Here is a 20,574-nt window from a genome sequence, read left to right on the forward strand (position 1 = left end):
GTTTGCTTTGTATTCCGGCTGCTGTTTAGTGTTTGTGTAATCCACCCATCAGCAGGCCGATGCGGGTCGCATCAAATTCTTCTACTTTCAGCTCGCCAGTGATACAGCCGCCGGACATGACCAGAATGCGGTCAGCCAGGGCACGGACTTCTTCCAGTTCCACTGACACTAACAGGATGGCGACGCCAGCATCGCGCATCGCCAGCAGGCGTGCGTGCAGACTTTCTATCGTGCCGATATCGACACCGCGTGTTGGCTGACCTACCAGCATCAGTTTGGGTTCTGACGCCATCTCCCGCGCCATCACCACTTTTTGCTGATTACCGCCGGACAGCAGCGCAATGCGCAAATGTGGATCAGCCGGGCGTACATCAAACTTACTCAGCAGTTCGTTGCAGGTTTTCAGTATGGTTTTGTAGTCGAGCAGACCAAAAGCTTTGCCCAGCTTTTTCTGATAACCGAGAAAGCTGTTCATCATGACCGAGAAATTTTTTACAACGGCGTCACGCAGACGGTCTTCCGGTACGTGTGCGATGCCGAGTTCGCGGAACGTCGCAGGCAAACCATCCGCATCTTTGCGCCCAGCGAATGGTAGTGCCTTTCCTTGCATCGTCACTGCGCCGCTACTCGGTAAACGCATACCGCTCAGCACTTCCAGCAGCTCGCTTTGTCCATTGCCGGAGACGCCAGCGATGGCGACGATTTCTCCGGCGCGGATATTGAAATTCAGATCTTTGAGCAAGCTGACTTGCTGGGCGTTGATCAGATTGAGTCCCTGCACATCGAGCACTGTTTCACCCGGCGCATACGGCGCACGCGGCAGATGTGTTTCGATAGGGCGACCCACCATCAGTTCCGCCAGTTGTTCTTTATTGGTGTTCGCGGTTTGCACAGAACCGACAACAGTACCCGCGCGCATCACAGTTACTTCGTCGGTGATGTCGAGAATTTCCTGCAGCTTATGCGTAATCAGAATAATCGTTTTGCCCTGCTCTTTGAATAATCGCAAAACGGCAAACAGCGAAGCGGTTTCCTGTACCGTCAGCACTGCCGTTGGCTCATCCAGAATCAGAATGTTCGCGCTGCGGTATATCTGTTTCAGAATCTCAACGCGTTGCTGTATGCCGACCGATAAATCCTGAATTTTGGCAAGCGGATCAACGTCGAGCGAGTAACGCTGACAAATCTCACGCAGGTTCGCTTCAACCTGTTTGCGATGAGCAGCAAGGCGGAAGCCGCCTTCAGAGCCGAGCATGACGTTATCCAGCACCGTCATGTTTTCAACCAGCATGAAATGCTGGTGCACCATGCCGATGCCGAGATCGATAGCTTCCTGACTGTTACGGATTTGTTGTGGCGCGCCATTGATCAGCAACTGACCGCCGTCAGCACGGTAGTAGCCGTACAGGATGCTCATCAGGGTGGATTTACCTGCGCCATTTTCGCCGATGATGCCATGGATGGAACCGGGTGCAATGGAAAAACTCACATCGCGATTCGCCTGCACTGCGCCAAAGCGTTTGGATATGTGTTGAAATTCGACGGCAGCTTGCATACGTTCGGGATTCTCGGTGTGATTGAGTCAAGAATAGGGGTAAAAATTTCGGGGCGCCGATGTTGGCGCCCCGATCATGGTGAGTTTTATCTTAAACCGGGCATTTATTGGCGTCACGGAAATCGACGACTTTGATTTTTCCGTTAATGATGTCTTGTTTCGCCGCGTTGACACGCTTTTCAACTTCGGCACTGACAACGCTGCGATTGTCTTTGTCCAGCGCCCAGTCCACGCCGCCTTCTTTCAGGCCTTTGTAGATGGTACCACCTTGCCATTTGCCATTTTTCATTTGCATAAAGCTGTCATAAATCGCCTGATCAACGCGCTTGACCATCGATGTCAACATATTGCCCGGATGCATATAGTTCTGATTCGAGTCAACGCCGATACCGAGTTTGCCTTTTTCTTTGACTGCCTGCAGTGTGCCCATGCCGCTGCCACCTGCTGCTGCAAAGATCACATCGACGCCACGCTCAAACTGCGCGCGCGCGAGTTCGCCGCCTTTGGCAGGATCGTTCCATGCCGCAGTGGTGGTGCCAACCATATTCTGGATCACTTCGACTTTACTATCGGTGGCTTTTGCACCTTGTGTGTAGCCGCAGGAGAAATTACGGATCAGCGGAATATCCATGCCGCCGATGAAACCAATCTTTTTGGATTTGCTCGCGAGCGCTGCCGCCACGCCGACCAGATAAGAACCTTCCTGTTCTTTAAATAATACCGAGCTGACATTGTTGCCCGCAGCAACACCGTCAATCAACACGAATTTTGTTTTCGGAAATTCTTTAGCGATATTTTGTACTGCCTGCGCTTGTCCAAAGCCGATTGCGGCAATCAGATCAACGTTTTTACGAGCCAGATTACGCAGCACTTGCTCTGTTTGCGTGTCGCTGGCGACCTGTACTTCCATGAAGCCGATTTTGGTTTCTTTTTTGAAGCGTTCTGCACCTTCGGAAGCGGACTGATTGAAAGACTTATCAAACTTACCGCCCGCATCGTAGATAACGGCAAATTTCGGGTCTGCAGCATAAGCGCCGCCTGCAACGAGCAAGCCAGCCAGAGTCAGGCAGAGTTGTTTGAGTTTCATGAGAGCTTCCTTATTCGTATATCTTGTGTGATTGCGTTCGTGATCGCTATTCGCTGACGGCAAGTCGCAAGTGGCATCACTCATTATTTATCGGCACTTACTGACATCAGACTACCACGCGTCACCAGCGAGTCTGGCTGTAAGGTCAAAATTCTATCAAATCCTGCCATCTTGTATTCGTATTCAATCGCAATCAGGCGACTTTCCGCGCTTTCACGAAATCCAGAACTTCATGTCGATGGGGAATCGAAGTCTGTGCTCCCAATTTCGTCACGGTCAGCGCTGCAGTATATTGTGCTTCGCGACTGGCATCAGAAACGCTGAGCCCATTAGCGATACCGACTGCAAACGCGCCGACAAAAGTATCACCAGCTGCGGTGGTATCCACCACATCGACCTTAATCGCCGGAATAAATTCACTGCTGCCTGCTTGTGTGATCAATGCACCGTCGCCACCCATAGTCAGCAAAACGGTTCCGACGCCCAGTTCCAGCAAACGTTCCGATGCCTGTTGTGCACTCGCCTGGTTGCTTACACTGATGCCGCTGAGTTGTGATGCTTCTGTTTCGTTCACGATCAGGTAATCAACTTGCTTTAATAATGCAGAATCCAGTTGCTGTGCCGGAGCCGGATTTAACACCACTTTGACACCCTGAGCATGCGCGATGGCGATTGCACGGGTGACGGTATCGACCGGTGTCTCCAACTGGCACAGCAATAACTGTGCCGCACCGATGACACTGGTCGCTGCTTCGATTTGATCGACGCTCAGTGTTGCATTGGCACCTGCTGCCAGCACGATGCTATTGCTGCCATTGTCTTCCACCAATATACCGGCCACACCAGTGGCAACACCGGCAACACGCGCCAGATGCTGAATGTTGATGCCTTCTTTCGCCAGACACTGCTGCGAGAAATCACCAAAGCCGTCATCGCCGACTGCACCGATAAAGCTGACATCCGCACCCTGACGGGCAGCAGCCACCGCCTGATTGGCGCCTTTGCCGCCGGGAATCTGACGGAACTCATGCCCCAACAGGGTTTCTCCCACTGCGGGCATGCGCGGTGTGCGGAACACTAAATCCATATTGACGCTGCCGACTACGGTGATGCGTGGCTTCATGATACTTTTTTCTCAGTAAAAGGGTGCTGCGCAATCGTTTGCGCAATCGATTTCGTATTTAACTATGGCCTACTTCTGCCAGTCAAGCGCATTCTCAGGATTTGATGAAATTTTATGCAATATCCAGACGGGCAAAATGCAGCAGGCGGTGTTACAGCGTGTCTTATTATTTCGACCGGCAACTCAAGCGATATCACTTCAGTCGCGTCACTGCGCCATGTTGTATCAGGCATGTACTTTTGCTGTCGCGTCTTAGCGGAACAATCTTGCCGTGCCACTGTGATACCGATTCATGCAGGGCGAGATTGTGCTGCGGATAATAACTGCTGTCAAATCGGAATTGCAGACACGATATGACGATTTATCCGGTTGGTGCCGGCGGATGCTGGTATCCGGATGTGTTATTATTCACCTTAATAAACAAATGTTTTTACTTTAAACATTTGTCTTTTTTTGGGGCGAGTGCCGCCGCGGTAAAGTTTATTCGGGTTGGCGGCAGTGTGATCCCTGTTTATCTGATGCGGTATCTTGATTCTCGTCAGAAAGTTCCGTCAGGAAAAAATACTATGAGCGGCTCAGTATCAAAAAAAGAGCAATTATTTGCACTTGTCAGTGCGAATCCGTATGTGACCCAGCAAGAACTGGCAGATGCATTGCATTTATCCCGATCGGCGGTGGCAGGCCATATCGCCGGGCTGATTAGGGAAGGGCGTATTCTCGGCCGGGCATATATGTTTCCTGAAACGCGCGCCATCCTCTGTATCGGTGGTGCGAATATCGACCGTAAGTTGAGGACGGCAGCGCCTTTGCGTATGGGCACTTCCAACCCTGTCAGTCAGCATGAGTCTTACGGCGGCGTCGCCCGCAACATCGCTGAAAATCTTGCTCGGCTGGGTGTCTCCGCAGCGTTAATGTGTGCAATTGGTGACGATGCCAGCGGTAAAGGACTGATGAATCACGCGAAAAGTAGCGGAATCGATACCAGCGGCTCTTTACATGTTTCCGGCGCATGCAGCGGGACTTATACTGCAATCCTGGATCACTCTGGCGAACTGGTGCTGGCACTGGCGCACATGGAGTTATGTGAGTTACTTAACCGCGACTTTCTGATCAGTCGCCGGTCGCAACTGAACGCTGCTGCGATGATTGTCGCTGATATGAATCTGCCTCCCGACAGCATTCAGTTGCTGATGAATGAGGCGCTTGTGAATAATAAGCCGTTGATCATCGTGGCTGTTTCTCAGCCGAAAATGGCGCGTCTTCCTGCTGTATTAAACGGAGTGCGCCTGCTGATTCTGAATCAGGCGGAACTGGAACAGAGACTTGTTACCCGCTTCAGCAGCCATGAGGGAATTATCGGTGGCTGCTTGCAACTGCAGGCGCAGGGAGTCACCGATGTGATCGTCACACTTGGAGCGGAGGGCGTCATTTTTACTGATGCAAAACGAGGTTTGCCGGCGCAACACCTGGCAGCGCATCAGGCTGAGGTCGTGGACGTCACTGGTGCCGGAGATGCCTTTGCTGCTGCCGTGTGCTGGTCTTTGCATCAGACGCCGGATGATATGCAGCTTGCCTGTCAGCGCGGTTTGCAGCTGGCAGCACTGACGATAAAAACAGAGACCAGCGTGCTGCAAACGCTGGATGCAACCATTTTCAATGAGGGGTGATGATGCAATCCTATTTAGTTTTTTCTGAAGAAGTACGCGCCGCGAGAGTTGCCGGTAAACCTGTGGTGGCGCTGGAATCCACCATCATTTCGCATGGCATGCCTTATCCGCAAAACGTACAGACTGCGCGCGAGGTTGAGGCAATAATCCGCGAGCATGGTGCGGTTCCTGCTACGATTGCAATTATGAATGGCAAGATACACATAGGCTTGTCAGATGCAGAACTGGAATTGCTGGGACAATCTGCAGATGCACTGAAAGTCAGTCGGCGCGATTTGCCATATGTGATTTCGAGTAAAAAATTAGGTGCGACAACCGTGGCGGCGACCATGATTTGCGCCGAGCTGGCGGGCATTCCGGTTTTTGTGACCGGCGGGATTGGCGGCGTGCATCGTGGTGCAGAGACCAGTTTTGATATCTCTGCTGATTTGCAGGAGCTGGCGCGCACCTCGGTTGCGGTCGTTTGTGCCGGCGCGAAATCGATACTGGATCTGGGTCTGACGCTGGAATATCTGGAAACCCACGGCGTTCCTGTTATCAGCGTAGGTCAGGCTGAATTTCCGGCATTCTTCACTCGCGATAGCGGTTTCCGTGCTGATTTCCAGCTCGACAGTGCCACCGAACAGGCTGATTTTATAGCGACAAAGTGGACGCTGGGTTTGCGTGGCGGTGTCGTGATTGCCAATCCGATTCCGGAAGCAGATGCGATGCCGCGGGCAGAAATAGAAGGCATTACCCAGCAGGCTTTGCAGGAAGCGGCGCAGCAAGGCGTCAGCGGCAAAGCTGTAACGCCGTTTTTACTGGCGAGAATTAAGGAACTGACCGCTGGCCGTAGTCTGGTCAGTAATATCGCTTTAGTGAAAAATAATGCAAAGGCGGGGGCGCAACTCGCGCATGCGCTGGCGGCTCATAAGAAATCCTGATACGAAGCAGATGTCGCTGGCTGTCGTGATTACAATACGGTGATTGCGATCACGACACATCAGGGATAAAAAACGCTGACGTGATAGCCGGATGCTTTCAGTTTGGGCAGGTCAAAATACAACTTGATATTCTTTTCAGTACCGGGTGCGAAACCCTTTGCAATATCAGCCGGCTCGCTCAGATAGTCTTTAGGAGTAAAGGCTTTTTGTAAGACCGGCTTGTCTTTTGCGTCATTCAGCACCAGTTCAACAGCGGGCCAGGATTGCACCGTGTTGCTGCGGTTTTGTAATTGCATTACCAGCGAATATGTATTTTTTCCCGGTGACAGCGCCTGTAGCTCATTTGACTCTATGGTGATGTAGTCGATCTGGGCTGGCAGAGAAATCTGACAGTGAATAATGCGGCACACTTGTTCCAGTCCTGAACGTGTTTCCGGATAAGCAGCAGCAATCTGATTTCTGAAAATATATCCGGTCTGCGCGATCAGCGCAGGCAGCAAAATCAGGCTCAGCAGGATCATCAGGATACTGTACAGGCGACCACGCTTTTCTGCTTTTTCAGCCTGCAAGACAAATTCAGGTTTTTCTTCTTCATCCGCGCCAGTATCGCTGACGGAGTCTTCAGTCTCGGTTGCCAGGCGCTCCAGTGCAGCACCGGTCTGAGCGAGTGTTACTGCGTCCATCGTTTCCGGCAGATAGGGTTCCTGAGGCTCCTGAAGCTCGTCAGTGGCGATGGCGGTCATCGTCGCAGGCAATACTTCGCTGTCATCCGACGCCGTTATCCGCTGATCATCTTCTGCATTGACGTTGTCGGCAACCGACCAGTCTATGCTGGGTTCTTCCAGCATAGCGGCTTTGGTTTCCAGCTCTACCTGAGCTAATAGTGTTTCCGGAGGTGTGGCTGAAATTTCTGCAAAAGGATCTTCTTCACCAAGGAAAAAATCCAGTGAGGCAGCTGATTCCGGTACCGGTGTAGCGGGTACTTCCGGCGCTTCTGGTTCAGGTTTCGTCTTGGCAGCCAGAACCTGCTCAAGATCTTCCGGCAAGTCATTCGTTTTTTCGCGGATTTCTGCGTCGCCAATGACTGCCGCTGGTGTTGCTTCTGCTTTCGCTGCAGAAGGAAATATCGCTTTTTCTGTCGCTGTTTCGTCAATGACGATGGCTACCTGATCTGCAGCGGGTGGTGCAGTTTCAGATAGCGGGGTTGACTGAACGGCAACTTCGGGTTCCGTTGTTTCCGCTGGTGTTAATGCTGACCTTGCTACTGGCGAGGCCAGCGCTTGCGCTGTCGTTATATTGGACACCACGTCAGGCTTAGACTGATGCGACTTGTTCAATTCATGCGGCGGAACCAGATGTTCAACGCCATTAAACGTCTGCTGGCAGGAGCCGCAACGTACCAGCCCCGCGTGCAGCTTCAGCTGGTCATTCGCCACGCGGAAGATGGTCTGGCAGTGAGGGCAGCGTGTGGCGAGAGCCATGACAGATTAACCCGGCAATTGTCCTGAGAGCGCGACCCAGCCTTCGTGCTCTGCCCAGACGCTGAGTTGGATGAACGGAGCATAAGCTGCTGCCACTTCTTCTGCCTGACGTGCGAGTACGCCAGACAATACCAGCGAGCCGCCTGGCGCCACGCGTCCTGCCAGCATCGGTGCCATCAGTTTCAATGGGCTGGAGAGAATATTCGCGACGACGACATTGAATTTTTCAGAGGACGGATGGTCGGTGCCGAATTTTTCAGGCAGAGCAAATTCAATGTTGCAATGATTACGTTCAGCATTGAAATTCGCAGATTCTATCGCTTGCGGATCAATGTCCACACCGATCACTTTACCAGCGCCGAGTTTGCTCGCGACCATCGCCAGAATACCCGAGCCGCAGCCGTAATCAAGCACCGTCAGGTTTTGTGGTGCGTGTGCTTCCAGCCATTCCATGCACAGTCTCGTGGTCGGATGGCTGCCAGTACCGAATGCCAGTCCCGGATCGAGTTCCAGTATCAGCGCATCCGCATCCGGCGCATCATGCCAGCTTGGTACGACCCAGATATTTTTGCCGATGTGTATCGGTGCAAACTGGGACTGCGTCAGTCTTACCCAGTCTTGTTCTTCCACTGAGCGGGTGGTATAAGAAGGAGTTGACGGCAGTCCGATGGATTGTGCTGCCGCTGCGACTATCGCTGCATAATCGCTGTCGATATCGGTGAGTGCGACCACACGGCTGCGATCCCATGCTGTTTCCTCGGGTTCCATGCCCGGTTCGCCAAACAATGGTTTTTCGTCTGCAGTGCCTTCGTCCGCATCTTCGACAGAAACTGACAATGCGCCAGTATCCATCAATGCGTCTGATAATGCTTCCGCATGTTCACGTGCCACTTCGATAACGACTTCTATCCAACCCATAGTGCTCTTTCTAAAAGATCTTGCGCCATTCACATGACGCAAGATCCGTAGTGATGATTATTGATTTTTCTTTGCCAGATCCGGCATATCTGCCAGTTTATGTTCGAGGTAATGAATATTGGTGCCACCCTCGATAAAGCGTGCATCAATCATCAGTTCACGATGCAGGGCGATATTAGTCTGTATGCCTTCCACTACCATTTCTGACAGCGCAATCTGCATACGGCGGATCGCTTGTTCGCGTGTTTCGCCGTAAGAAATGACTTTGCCTATCATAGAATCATAATGCGGTGGGACGAAGTAGCCTGCGTAAGCGTGAGAATCAACACGGATGCCAGGACCACCCGGAGCGTGCCACGATGTGATGCGACCTGGCGACGGTGTGAACTTGAATGGATCTTCTGCATTGATACGGCATTCGATCGCGTGACCTTTGAGAGAAATATCGCTTTGTTTGAAGCGCAGTTTCTCATTGAAAGCAATGCGGATCTGTTCCTGCACGATATCAACACCGGTAATCATTTCGGTCACCGGATGTTCGACCTGAACGCGGGTATTCATTTCGATGAAATAAAACTCGCCGTTTTCGTACAGGAATTCAAATGTACCTGCGCCACGGTAGCCTATTTTGCGGCAGGCTGCAGCACAGCGGTCACCGATTTTCTCAATAATCTTACGTGGAATGCCGGGCGCCGGTGCTTCTTCTATCACTTTCTGATGGCGGCGCTGCATAGAGCAATCGCGCTCGCCGAGCCAGATCGCGTTACCATGCTGATCGGCCAGAACCTGAATTTCCACGTGGCGCGGATTTTCCAGGAATTTCTCCATATACACTTCAGGATTGCCGAAGGCTGCACCAGCTTCGGCTTTGGTCATTGCTACAGCATTGATCAGGGCCGCTTCTGTGTGCACGACACGCATACCGCGTCCACCACCACCGCCTGCCGCTTTAATAATGACCGGATAACCCACTTTACGGGCTGTCTGCACAACCGCTTTCGGATCATCCGGCAATGCGCCCTCGGAACCGGGAACGCAGGGAACGCCCGCTTCTATCATCGCGTGCTTGGCCGATACTTTATCGCCCATCAGACGGATGGATTCGGCACGTGGGCCGATGAAAACAAAACCGGATTGCTCGACGCGTTCCGCGAAATCGGCGTTTTCAGACAAAAAGCCATAACCCGGATGGATCGCCTGCGCATCAGTCACTTCGGCGGCACTGATGATCGCGGGCATACTGAGGTAACTTAAACTCGAGGCAGCAGGGCCGATGCAGACAGATTCATCGGCGAGCTTGACGTATTTAGCTTCGCGGTCGGCTTCTGAGTGCACGACTACGGTTTTAATGCCCATCTCGCGGCAGGCGCGCTGAATACGGAGCGCGATTTCACCACGGTTGGCGATAAGGATTTTTTCAAACATGATTTAACTTTACTGTGGCAATGGTTGCTGCGATGAGTGCAGTGACATCTGGCACGTTGCCGGCATTAGCCAATGACGAACAGAGGCTGGCCGAATTCAACTGGCTGACCGTTTTCCACCAGTATTTGTTTGATTGTGCCTTCGAAATCGCTCTCGATTTCGTTCAGCAATTTCATTGCTTCAATAATGCACAGCGTGTCTCCTTTGGAGACGCTTTTGCCGATGTCGACAAAAGGAGCAGCACCAGGAGCGGAGGAGCGGTAGAAAGTGCCGACCATTGGCGATTTGACGATATTGCCTTCCGGTGCAAGCGGTGCCGCTGCAACGACTGGCGCTGTAGCGACGGGTGCGGCGGCCGGCGCCATCTGCTGCTGTTGTGGCTGCTGCATCATGACCACTTGATTCTGAGGTAATGCCGAAGATTTAACGATACGGACTTTGCCTTCACCTTCTGTGACTTCGAGTTCGGCGATATCCGATTCTGCGACGAGGTCAATCAGGGTTTTGAGTTTTCTTAAATCCATGTGGAATCCCCTAGAAAAAAGTAGTTCTGGATTAATGAGAGCGCGCAATATAGAACGTTTCTGACGTTCCTGCAATGCCGGAAAAAATGAGATTGTACATTAAATTAAACGAAAATACTCGTTAAATGCACGAAGAAGAGCGAAATTAGATATTTTTTAGAGAAAAATCAATCGCCAGCCGGTAACCGTCAGTGCCAAGGCCGCAGATCACCCCTTTAGCGATGGCGGACAGAAAAGAATGGTGACGGAAGCTCTCGCGCTGATGAATATTGGAGATATGAATTTCGACAAAAGGGATGGCGACGCCTGCCAGTGCATCTCTCAACGCGACGCTGGTATGGGTCAGGCCGCCGGGATTAATCACGATCGCATCGACATTTTCAGCACGTGCCGCGTGAATTCTGTCGATCAGTGCACCCTCGTGATTGCTTTGAAAGCTGATCAGTTCTGCACCGGCAGCGGCGGCTTGCGCCTGTGCTGCGGCCTCAATGTCGGCAAGCGTGGTTGAGCCATAAACGGCTGGCTCACGGGTGCCGAGTAAATTCAGATTGGGGCCATTCAGCAGCAATAGTTTGCGCGCCATAGTCACATTCAATTTGACGAAGATGGCCGCATTTTGCCGCTAATGCACGGAAATTGGCAAGGAAAAATCAACTTACTTGGCCTTTTCCGCAGAAAATTTGGCGATATCAGCGCGCAGCTCATTCATCTTCAGACGGCCCAGATAGCTTTTTAACACCTTGCCGTCGGCAGAAATCAGTACTGTAAATGGCAGCCCGCCTGCCTTATTTCCGAGCTGGCGCGATAATTCGCTGCCATCGAGTCCTGCGACATATAACGGGTAGCTGACATTCAGTTTTTTTGCAAATTCGCTGATATTGGTGGGACTGTCTATACCCAGTCCGAGGATTTGTACTGGTTTACCTTTCAATTCCTGCTGCAACTCGGACAATTCCGGCATTTCCTGTACGCAGGGCGCGCACCAGGTCGCCCAGAAATTCACGACCAACAGCTTTTGATTCCATTGTGTTAAGGCTTGTTGCTTGCCATTGCTGTCTGGCAAAGTCTTTGCCATTAATTGTTTGACGGCATCGTTTTGCGGTGTTTCGGGCGCTGTCTTCAGATTTCCGGCGTAAATACCGAGTGCGCCGAATAAAGTGCCGCACAGCAGGGCGATGGAGATAAATCGTTTATTCATATCAGGTCTTTCGTTCCGGTATGTTGTTCTGCAGCTTCCTGCATGAGTGCTTTTAATGTCTGTAAATTAGCGCGCTCCAGACTTTTACCGCCACCGTTACGGATCGCGTCGTGGTCATGCAAGACGAGATGAACGCCCTCATTTTCGTGGATAAAACTCAGGGTTTCCACGCTTTCATTGCGATTATTGAAATGCTCTGAGACTTCAAACTGAATATCTCTGTTCAGCAGGTAAATGGCGACGTCTTTGGTATTGTCTGTAAACAAATGCAGATAGATATCGGTATGGTTGCCCGCCGTTCCATTCAGTACTGCGCCCACCAGATACGGATGAAAGCGCGCCAGCTCTTCCATCAGTCCGGCAGCCAGTTGTCTTAAATGGTGCAGCCTTTGCGGCTGCGTATCGCCGAAGAAGAGTTCATTGTATTCACGCACTTCCTGTTCTATTTGCGCATTGTCCGGCAGAACATCGCCCTTGATCTTGCGGTTACCCAACAATTGTTTGGCCGCCTTGCGCTTGGCGGTCGCATAGTCAGCGCCGTCTTCAGCGATCATGCGTGCCGCCAGCATAGCGATTTCAGCCCGCAGGGCCTCGGCTTCGTTGGGAGTGTGAATCATCATGGCGGCATCATAACCCAACATCTGCACCTTTGTGCATAGGGAAACACGGGCGCAGTCAGGTAGAATTGCGGGATTCTGAAATTTAGTTAAATTATGCACATTCATATCTTAGGTATTTGCGGCACGTTTATGGGCGGACTGGCTGTGCTGGCAAAGGAAGCCGGACATACCGTGACAGGCTGCGATGCCAACGTTTATCCTCCGATGAGCACACAGTTAGAAGCGCAGGGTATTACGCTCACGCAGGGCTTCGGCGCTGAGCAAATCGCGCTGGAGCCGGATCTGTACGTGGTCGGTAACGTCGTGTCGCGCGGCAATCCTTTGATGGAAGAAATCCTGAATCGCGGCTTGCCTTATGTTTCCGGCCCGCAATGGATGGGTGACCACATCCTGCGCCATAAGTGGGTACTCGCGGTCGCTGGCACGCACGGCAAAACCACCACCTCGGCGATGCTGACCTGGATACTCGAATATGCCGGTTACGCTCCGGGTTTCCTGATCGGTGGTGTGCCTTTGAATTTCGGCATTTCTGCGCGACTGCAAGGCAATCATGCCTCGGATTTTTTTGTAATTGAGGCTGATGAGTACGATACCGCGTTCTTCGATAAGCGCAGCAAGTTCGTGCATTACCACGCCAAGACGGCAATTCTGAATAATCTTGAATACGACCACGCCGATATTTTCCCTGATGTCGGTGCGATAGAAACGCAATTTCACCATCTGGTGCGCACGGTGCCGGGCGTTGGTCGTCTGATCGTTAATGGCCAGAACGAACCCCTGCAACGCGTGCTGCAACGCGGTTGCTGGAGCGAAAGAGAGTTTTTCGGCAATGAACAGGAATGGCGCATTGTCTTAAAAGACGGTGAAGATTTCGACGTCTTTTTCAACGATGAATGTCAGGGCACAGTGCAATGGCAGCTGAATGGCGAACATAATCGTCAGAACGCTCTGGCCGCGATTGCTGCCGCGCGCCATGTCGGCGTCAAACCTGAGATTGCGATTGAAGCGCTGGCGCAGTTTGTGAATGTGAAACGACGCATGGAAGTGCGCGGCATTGAAAACGGCATCACCGTGATTGATGATTTTGCCCATCACCCGACTGCAGTGGCGACGACGGTCGCCGGATTGCGCCGCAAAGTCGGCAACGCCCGTATTCTCGCTGTGCTGGAACCGCGTTCCAACACCATGAAACTCGGCACCATGAAACAAGCCTTGCCCGGCAGTCTGGCGGAAGCGGATCTGGTATTTGGTTTCGGAGCACATGAAGGCAAAGATGCGCTCGGCTGGGATCTGGCTGAAACGCTGGCGCCGCTGGGCGACAAGCTGGCGACTTTTTCGGTGATTCCCGAGCTGGTGGAGTCTATTGTCCGTCAGGCGCGGCCCGGTGATTATGTGCTGATCATGAGTAATGGCGGCTTCGGCGGCGTCCATCAGAAATTACTCGATGCGCTGAAAGCGCGTGCACAGGCTGAGGTTGTGGCAGCATGATTGTTTACCTGCATGGTTTTCGTTCCTCCCCGCAGTCTTATAAAGCGCGGGTGATGCAGCAGCATATGCAGGAGCTGAGACGTATGGATGAATTTTTTTGTCCTGCATTATCGCCATCACCGGCAGAAGCAATCGCACAGGCCGAAGCCATCATTGCGACAGCGGATCCGTCACAACGCGCAACATTGACGGTGATAGGTTCCTCGTTAGGTGGCTTCTATGCGACCTGGCTGGCGGAAAAATACGCTTGCAAAGCCGTGCTGCTCAATCCTGCCGTTAAACCACCGCGCGATCTGGAAAGTTATGTCGGTGTGACGACGTATTATCACAGCGACGAAGTATTTGAATTCAAAGCGGAATATGTCGCCCAATTGCGGGCCTTGGCAGTCGAAAAAATCACCCGGCCTGAGCGTTATTTTTTGCTGGTTGCGACTGGTGATGAAGTGCTCGACTGGCGAGAAATGGTTGCGCATTATCTGGGGGCAAAACAGAAAATTATCGAGGGCAGCGATCACGGCATTGCCGAGTTTGCGGATTACCTCGGTCTGGTCATGGCTTTTTGTGATGACGAGGTCTGAAGGTGCGTGATTCTGGCAAAGCCGCTCTGCGTTCCGCATTTCGTCATGCATCGGTGGCGCACTGGGTTGAGCATGTCAACACCATAGACCGGCGGCCGGCGATGCAGGACTGGCTGACCAACCGCGATTCACTGACGGCCAGACTGACTGCACGTTGTACGCAATTTCGCGTGCAGCGTTTGTCGCAGCACAAGGCAGTGTGTCTGCCGGATGAGTACGCTGTGATCGGATTACCGGAACGGCGTCAGGTGCATGAGCGCGAAGTGATACTGCGTTGCGATGGCGAAGCAATGATATATGGCCATACCGTGGTGCCGCTGAGTGCAACGGCAACGCAATGGCCTTTGTTTCAGGGGTTGGGAGAGCGCTCTTTAGGCAGTACCTTGTTTAATGATCCGCAGGTGGTGCGCGGCACATTATCGTATGCCCGCTTGCATCAGACGCACCCGCTGATGCGTCGCATCGTGCGGGTATTGCCGGAGCTGTCGGCAGAACGCAGTCTGACGGCGCGACGTTCCCTATTCTGGCGCAAAGGTGCCTGCCTGCTGGTCACTGAGGTGTTTTTGCCCGCCGTGCTGACATTGCCGCACAAGCTGCCGGAAACAGTGCGCAAGCTACGCTGACGCTGAAAACGGGGAAAAACCGGAAAAATATACTGGGGGGAGTATTTTTAAAAGCCTTTTAAATACAAAGACATTAGGCTGAAAATACAAGATACTCCCCCCGATTGATAAAAATACAGACGTAAAAATGAAGAAAAGAAGTCTTGCATGAATTTATTTTTTGAAGAATCTGGCGATTTTAAAGCGGGCAGCATGATGTCGCAGGCAGGGGAAGCCTATCAGGTCGAACTGGCGAGCGGTAAGCGCAGCAAAGTCAAAGCCAAGGATGTGCTGTTGCAATTCGCAGCGCCTGATCCGGTTACGCTGATCGAGCAGGCACGCGCTGCTGCTGCAGATATTGACCTCGAATTTTTATGGGAAGTCGCGGGTCAGGAAGAGTTTGGTTTTGCTGAACTCGGTGCTGAATATTTCGGTCACGCACCACAACCAGTCGAAGCCGCCAGCCTGATTTTTGCCTTGCATACTGCGCCAGTGTATTTCTACAAAAAAGGCCGGGGCCGCTACAAGGCAGCGCCGGAAGCGTCCCTGAAAGCCGCACTCGCCGGTATCGAAAAGAAGAAACAGCAATTGCTGATCCAGGCCAGTTATGTCGAAGAGCTGAAGCAGCATCGTTTGCCTGAAGCAATGAAACCACTGGCTTTGCAACTCCTGTTCAAGCCCGATAAAAACACGATCGAATACAAAGCGCTGGCAGAGGCTTGCGACGCGTTGCAAATGTCGGCCTCACGCCTGATGCTTGCGACCGGCGGCATCCGCAGTCCGAAAGAATTACATCTGGCGAAATTTTATTTCGAACATTTCCCCAAAGGTCTGGGTTTCCCGACTATCACCATACCGGCATTACCATCAGATTTGCCGGTTGCCGATGTGCAGGCATTTTCGATTGATGATGTGACGACGACTGAAATTGACGATGCGATTTCTGTGGTTGAACTGGGTGATGGCAAACTGCGCGTCGGTATTCACATTGCTGCACCGGCTTTAAGCATCGCGCGCGGTGATGCGATTGATCAGCTGGCGCGTGCGCGTATGTCCACCGTATATATGCCAGGCGACAAAATCACCATGTTGCCGGACGATCTGGTCGATACATATACCCTCGGTGCCGGACAAGCGCGTCCTGCCGTGTCGCTGTATGCGACGCTCGATACCGCTGACTGGTCGGTACTGAACACCGAAACCAAGATCGAGGCGGTCCCGATTGCGTCGAATCTGCGGCATAACGATCTGGATGCGCTGGTGACCGAAGAAAATCTGGCGAACGATGCTGGTGATTATCCGCATAAAACCGAGATCGCGCAGATCTGGAAATGGGCGCTGGTGCTGGAAAAGGGACGTATGGCGAAGCGTGAAAGTTTCGGCATGAAGCCGGAACAAACCAATCGCGTTGATTTCAATTTTTATGTCGAAGACGATGTCGTCAGTATTGTCCGTCGCAAACGCGGTGCACCGCTCGATAAGATGGTAGCGGAGTTGATGATTTTCGCTAACAGCACCTGGGGTAAATTGATGGCGGATCATGGCATCCCCGGCATTTACCGCGCACAGGGCGTGGCCGGTGGCCGCGGTCAGGGCGGCTGGGCTGGTCGCATGCAAGTCCGTATGCTGACGCATGCCGCGCCGCATCAGGGCTTGGGTGTGGATCAGTATGCGTGGAGCACGTCACCTTTACGCCGCTATACCGATCTGGTGAATCAGTGGCAGATTATCGCTTGCGTACAACATGGTGTGACCGCACCGCTGGTGGCGCCGTTCAAACCGAAAGATGCCGATTTGTTCGCGATTGTTTCAGCTTTTGACGCAGCTTATTCTGCCTACAACGATTTCCAGACCAATATGGAACGTTACTGGTGCCTGCGTTGGCTGGAGCAGGAACAGGCACGTCAGGTCGATGCGGTGGTGTTGAAAGATGAGATTCTGCGTCTGGTTGAGATTCCGCTGGTGATCCGCTTGCCGGGCATGCCGCAGACTGCCCGTGGCGCGCAAGTCCGACTCGACATTTTGCGTTGGGATGAAGTTGATCTCAGCGTTGAGGCACGCATACTCGAAGTGCTGGGAACCGTGACGGATATCGGTGAAGAAGAAGTGCTGGAAGCTGAAATGGATGCGGAGCTTGAAAACGCGCTGGAACTTGCGGTCGATGCCTTACCGGATGAAGCTGTTGCAGCAAGCGACGATCAGGAAGCGGTCGCCGGTGACAGTGTTGACAGCAGCGATAGCGATAAGATTCAGCCACAAGCAGAGTAATGAACAGCGCGACAGAAAAGACAGACAGCATGCCCATGAAATCCGTGTTTGATAATTTGATACTCACGATTGCACTTACCGTTTCCGTGGTCGTTCATGCGGCATTGCTGCTGGTTCATTTCGTCGCACCCAAGCCTGCAGAAACGCAGGCCGCAGACCCCGGGCTGGAAGTGATACTGGTCAATTCCAAACATGACCGCAAGCCTTTGAAAGCAGATGCGCTGGCACAAGCCGATTTGGATGGCGGCGGTGCGCATGACAGCGGTCGCAGTAAATCGCCGTTGCCGGATATGAACAGAAGCGAAGACGGTGACAGTATCCGTAATGCGACCAAACGCATAGAAGAGCTGGAACAGCAGCAACGGCAATTGCTCGATCAGGCCAGACGTCAGGAAAAATTCCGCTTGCCGCAGCAAGAGAAACGCCGACTCGATGACAGCCGCACGCCTGATAAAGGCAGCGACGATCTCGATACCAGTAAAGCTCTGGCGCGGATGGCTGCAGAAATTTCACAGACGATAGAAGACCAGAACAAGCGTCCGCGCAAAACCTTCATTACGCCGAGTACACAAAAAGTCGGTTATGCGATGTATTACAAAGAATTGCAAAAGCGCATAGAAGATTTCGGCACCCTGAATTTCCCGCAAAAGGAAGGGAAAAAACTATACGGTGAACTGATCGTGTATATCCCGATTTTCCAGGACGGTACCATTTATGAAAAAGAAGGCGGCCCGCGCATAGAAAAATCTTCCGGTAATAAAGCACTTGATAAAGCCGCCTTGCGTATCGTTCGCAGTGCTGCACCGTTCGGCAAATTTCCACAGAACATGCGTTCGGATGATAAAGACGATTTATGGGTAGTCATTACCCGCTTCAAATTCACGCGCGATCAGCAACTGGAAACTGAGCTGCGCGGAGGTAAAAAATGAATCACACCGTAACACCGGATCACTATGTCGTGATTGGCAATCCCGTCGCGCACAGTAAGTCGCCGTATATTCATGCCGCATTTGCCGCGCAGACGGGGCAAATGCTGGAGTATCAGCGATTGCTGGCACCACTCGATGGTTTTGCCGCCAGTGTGCAGACATTCCGGCAGCAGGGAGGCAAAGGCGCGAATGTGACCGTGCCGTTCAAGCTGGAAGCCTGTGCACTGGCAACGGAATTAACTACCCGCGCTGCAGTTGCCGGTGCAGTCAATACCTTACGCTTTGATGGCGAAAAAATTTTGGGTGACAACACGGACGGCATCGGACTGGTGACTGACATCGTGCGTAATGCGGACGTACCTCTGCAGGGCAAACGCATTCTCTTGCTCGGGGCAGGTGGCGCAGCACGCGGCAGCTTATTACCTTTGCTGGAGCAATTGCCGGCAGAACTGGTGATTGCCAACCGCAGCTTGTCGAAAGCGCAGGAGCTGCAGCAACTGGCTGAGCAATATTTCCCTCAGTGTCCGGTTTACGCCAGCACTTTTAGCGATGTTGATGGTCGTTTTGATGTGATCATCAACGCGACTTCTGCCAGTTTGTATGACGATGTGCCGCCTGTGGCGGGTAGCTTGTTTGATACCGGAACGCTGGCTTACGATCTGATGTATGGTGCCCAGCCAACGGCATTTTTGCGTTTTGCAGCGACACACGGCGCGCAATGTCGTGATGGTTTGGGCATGCTGGTGGAACAGGCCGCCGAAGCGTTCTTTCTGTGGCGCGGAGTGCGCCCCCAAACTTCCGCGGTGCTGGCGGAGTTGCGACAGGCATTGAATGCCAGCGCGGAGGCGAAATGAAGCTGTTCCGCAGATTATTATTCTGGCTGGTCGGGGTGCCGCTGTTGCTGGTGATTTTGCTGCAAGCGTATTTTCTGTTGCAAATCTGCTGGTGGATTAATTTCAATCCTTCTTCCACCAGTTTCATGCGCCAGCAACTCAGCGTGCTGCAAGAGAAAAATCCAGATGCACGGTTGCAGCATAAATGGGTGCCGTATAACCGCATTTCCACACATCTGAAACGTGCTGTGATTGCTTCAGAAGACGATACCTTCGTCGATCATGAAGGTGTTGATTGGGAGGCGATGCAAAAGGCTTATGAAAAGAACCAGAAGAAAGGCAAGGTTGTTTCCGGCGGCTCGACAATCACACAGCAACTTGCCAAGAATTTGTTTTTGTCCGGTCAGCGTAGTTATCTGCGTAAAGGTCAGGAACTGATCATTACGTACATGCTCGAAGCTTGCATGAGCAAGCGCCGCATACTGGAAATTTATTTGAATTCGGTTGAGTGGGGCGTTGGTGTATTCGGCGCCGAAGCGGCGGCACAGCATTATTACGGCATCAGTGCAGCCAATCTGGGGGCTGCGCAATCGGCGCGCTTAGCGGTGATGCTGCCTAAGCCTCGTTACTTTGATAAAAACCAGGGATCAGGATATCTGCAAAGACGGACTGAGTTAATTTTAAAACGCATGACTTACGCGGAGGTACCATGAATTTACAACGACAACGTGGGCTGAGCCTGATCTGGATTTCTGCTTTGTTTATGTTGCTGGGGCTGGTATCGATGGGTTTTTTATATACGATACGTTATGGCCATTTGCCGATGCAGGAAGTCTGGACGAAATGGGGAAAGTCGGCGAACGTGATCGGCAATGAATTAAAAAATGTCACGGGCGTACAGGAACTTACTCTGCCTGGACAAAACAGCGGTGGCGTGCGTCAGGCCGCCACGGTTGAATCCGGTGTGCGTCGTTGTACGATTGATGGAAAAACGGTGTACTCTGACACCGCCTGTCTTGACAGTAATCCGACCAGCAGGAAGGTCAAGCTGAACGATACTCAGGGATTCGTTAAACCTCCGGTACCAGCCGAGGATGCCGGTGCCAGCCATGCTGATCAGGATTTACGACTGCAGGCACTGGAAAAGGCGTTGCAAAAGGCGCAGCGGTAAAAGTAACAGCGCAAATGCCGGACGTTTGTCGGGTAAGGTATCAGCTGTTGTACTGATACATAGTGAATGAAGAAATTTAAGTCAGGTCTGGTCTTGCAATGATGCCGGGTGGTGTGCAGCAATTTGTTTCACTCTCCGTATCGCGTGTTCAGCCTCACTCCTAGCAGGTTTTTAGCGGAATTGC

The 20,574-nt window shown here is 52.3% G+C and carries 20 protein-coding genes; 10 read left to right on the forward strand and 10 right to left on the reverse strand.

What is annotated here, in order from left to right:
• Positions 1-25 precede the first annotated feature (25 nt).
• The 3 genes from ACOTSW_RS02560 to rbsK all read right to left on the reverse strand — a co-directional run bounded on the left by ACOTSW_RS02560 (position 26) and on the right by rbsK (position 3,765).
• Positions 26-1,555, reverse strand: coding sequence for an ABC transporter ATP-binding protein (locus ACOTSW_RS02560; protein ID WP_423680832.1), 1,530 nt, complete (start codon positions 1,553-1,555; stop codon positions 26-28).
• 91 nt (positions 1,556-1,646) lie between these two features.
• Positions 1,647-2,642: a BMP family lipoprotein gene (locus tag ACOTSW_RS02565; RefSeq protein WP_423680833.1), complete on the reverse strand. Its 996-nt coding sequence runs from the start codon at positions 2,640-2,642 to the stop codon at positions 1,647-1,649.
• 193 nt (positions 2,643-2,835) lie between these two features.
• Complete coding sequence (gene rbsK / locus ACOTSW_RS02570) at positions 2,836-3,765, reverse strand: ribokinase (RefSeq protein ID WP_423680834.1); 930 nt, start codon at positions 3,763-3,765, stop codon at positions 2,836-2,838.
• A gap of 566 nt (positions 3,766-4,331) precedes the next feature.
• On the opposite strand from rbsK, the gene ACOTSW_RS02575 reads away from it, so the two are divergent.
• Both ACOTSW_RS02575 and ACOTSW_RS02580 read left to right on the forward strand, forming a co-directional pair.
• A complete protein-coding gene (locus ACOTSW_RS02575) occupies positions 4,332-5,432 on the forward strand; it encodes a carbohydrate kinase (protein WP_423680835.1) in 1,101 nt (366 codons plus the stop codon).
• A 2-nt stretch (positions 5,433-5,434) separates the two neighbouring features.
• Positions 5,435-6,355, forward strand: coding sequence for a pseudouridine-5'-phosphate glycosidase (locus tag ACOTSW_RS02580; protein WP_423680836.1), 921 nt, complete (start codon positions 5,435-5,437; stop codon positions 6,353-6,355).
• A 59-nt stretch (positions 6,356-6,414) separates the two neighbouring features.
• On the opposite strand, the gene ACOTSW_RS02585 is transcribed toward ACOTSW_RS02580, so the two are convergent.
• The 7 genes from ACOTSW_RS02585 to ACOTSW_RS02615 all read right to left on the reverse strand — a co-directional run bounded on the left by ACOTSW_RS02585 (position 6,415) and on the right by ACOTSW_RS02615 (position 12,521).
• A complete protein-coding gene (locus tag ACOTSW_RS02585) occupies positions 6,415-7,836 on the reverse strand; it encodes a DUF3426 domain-containing protein (RefSeq protein WP_423680837.1) in 1,422 nt (473 codons plus the stop codon).
• A gap of 6 nt (positions 7,837-7,842) precedes the next feature.
• Positions 7,843-8,754 carry a 50S ribosomal protein L11 methyltransferase gene (gene prmA / locus ACOTSW_RS02590; RefSeq protein ID WP_423680838.1) on the reverse strand — a complete coding sequence of 304 codons (912 nt, stop codon included), beginning with the start codon at positions 8,752-8,754 and terminating at the stop codon, positions 7,843-7,845.
• Between the two features lie 57 nt (positions 8,755-8,811).
• Positions 8,812-10,179, reverse strand: coding sequence for an acetyl-CoA carboxylase biotin carboxylase subunit (gene accC, locus ACOTSW_RS02595; protein WP_423680839.1), 1,368 nt, complete (start codon positions 10,177-10,179; stop codon positions 8,812-8,814).
• Positions 10,180-10,244: 65 nt separating this feature from the next.
• Entirely contained in the window at positions 10,245-10,703 is a 459-nt protein-coding gene (accB, locus tag ACOTSW_RS02600; RefSeq protein ID WP_423680840.1) for an acetyl-CoA carboxylase biotin carboxyl carrier protein, read from the reverse strand.
• Between the two features lie 145 nt (positions 10,704-10,848).
• Positions 10,849-11,286: a type II 3-dehydroquinate dehydratase gene (gene aroQ, locus ACOTSW_RS02605; RefSeq protein WP_423680842.1), complete on the reverse strand. Its 438-nt coding sequence runs from the start codon at positions 11,284-11,286 to the stop codon at positions 10,849-10,851.
• 72 nt (positions 11,287-11,358) lie between these two features.
• Positions 11,359-11,901, reverse strand: coding sequence for a TlpA family protein disulfide reductase (locus tag ACOTSW_RS02610; RefSeq protein WP_423680843.1), 543 nt, complete (start codon positions 11,899-11,901; stop codon positions 11,359-11,361).
• On the reverse strand, positions 11,898-12,521 hold the full coding sequence (locus ACOTSW_RS02615; protein ID WP_423680844.1) for a hypothetical protein: 624 nt from the start codon (positions 12,519-12,521) through the stop codon (positions 11,898-11,900). Before ACOTSW_RS02615 ends, ACOTSW_RS02610 begins: the two co-directional genes overlap by 4 nt.
• A 93-nt stretch (positions 12,522-12,614) precedes the next feature.
• Here ACOTSW_RS02615 and mpl point away from each other — a divergent pair, with 93 nt between their 5' ends.
• From mpl to ACOTSW_RS02655, 8 genes are all read left to right on the forward strand, one after another.
• Entirely contained in the window at positions 12,615-14,009 is a 1,395-nt protein-coding gene (gene mpl / locus ACOTSW_RS02620; protein WP_423680845.1) for a UDP-N-acetylmuramate:L-alanyl-gamma-D-glutamyl-meso-diaminopimelate ligase, read from the forward strand.
• Positions 14,006-14,587 (forward strand): YqiA/YcfP family alpha/beta fold hydrolase, encoded by a 582-nt coding sequence (locus tag ACOTSW_RS02625; RefSeq protein WP_423680846.1) that lies wholly within the window; start codon positions 14,006-14,008, stop codon positions 14,585-14,587. The genes mpl and ACOTSW_RS02625 overlap by 4 nt, the downstream gene beginning before the upstream one ends.
• Positions 14,588-14,589: 2 nt before the next feature.
• Positions 14,590-15,210 (forward strand): chorismate--pyruvate lyase family protein, encoded by a 621-nt coding sequence (locus ACOTSW_RS02630; RefSeq protein ID WP_423680847.1) that lies wholly within the window; start codon positions 14,590-14,592, stop codon positions 15,208-15,210.
• A 147-nt stretch (positions 15,211-15,357) separates the two neighbouring features.
• The gene (locus ACOTSW_RS02635) at positions 15,358-17,457 is read left to right on the forward strand and encodes a ribonuclease catalytic domain-containing protein (protein WP_423680848.1); all 2,100 of its coding nucleotides are present in this window, start codon (positions 15,358-15,360) and stop codon (positions 17,455-17,457) included.
• 35 nt (positions 17,458-17,492) lie between these two features.
• Entirely contained in the window at positions 17,493-18,386 is an 894-nt protein-coding gene (locus ACOTSW_RS02640) for a TonB family protein (protein ID WP_423682240.1), read from the forward strand.
• Positions 18,383-19,240 carry a shikimate dehydrogenase gene (aroE, locus tag ACOTSW_RS02645; protein WP_423680849.1) on the forward strand — a complete coding sequence of 286 codons (858 nt, stop codon included), beginning with the start codon at positions 18,383-18,385 and terminating at the stop codon, positions 19,238-19,240. The genes ACOTSW_RS02640 and aroE overlap by 4 nt, the downstream gene beginning before the upstream one ends.
• A complete protein-coding gene (gene mtgA / locus ACOTSW_RS02650) occupies positions 19,237-19,932 on the forward strand; it encodes a monofunctional biosynthetic peptidoglycan transglycosylase (RefSeq protein ID WP_423680850.1) in 696 nt (231 codons plus the stop codon). Before aroE ends, mtgA begins: the two co-directional genes overlap by 4 nt.
• Positions 19,929-20,390, forward strand: a complete 462-nt coding sequence (locus ACOTSW_RS02655; protein ID WP_423680851.1) for a hypothetical protein — start codon at positions 19,929-19,931, stop codon at positions 20,388-20,390. Before mtgA ends, ACOTSW_RS02655 begins: the two co-directional genes overlap by 4 nt.
• Positions 20,391-20,574: the final 184 nt, after the last annotated feature.

The sequence above is a fragment of the Undibacterium sp. WLHG33 genome (assembly GCF_049544815.1).
GTDB lineage: Bacteria > Pseudomonadota > Gammaproteobacteria > Burkholderiales > Burkholderiaceae_D > Undibacterium.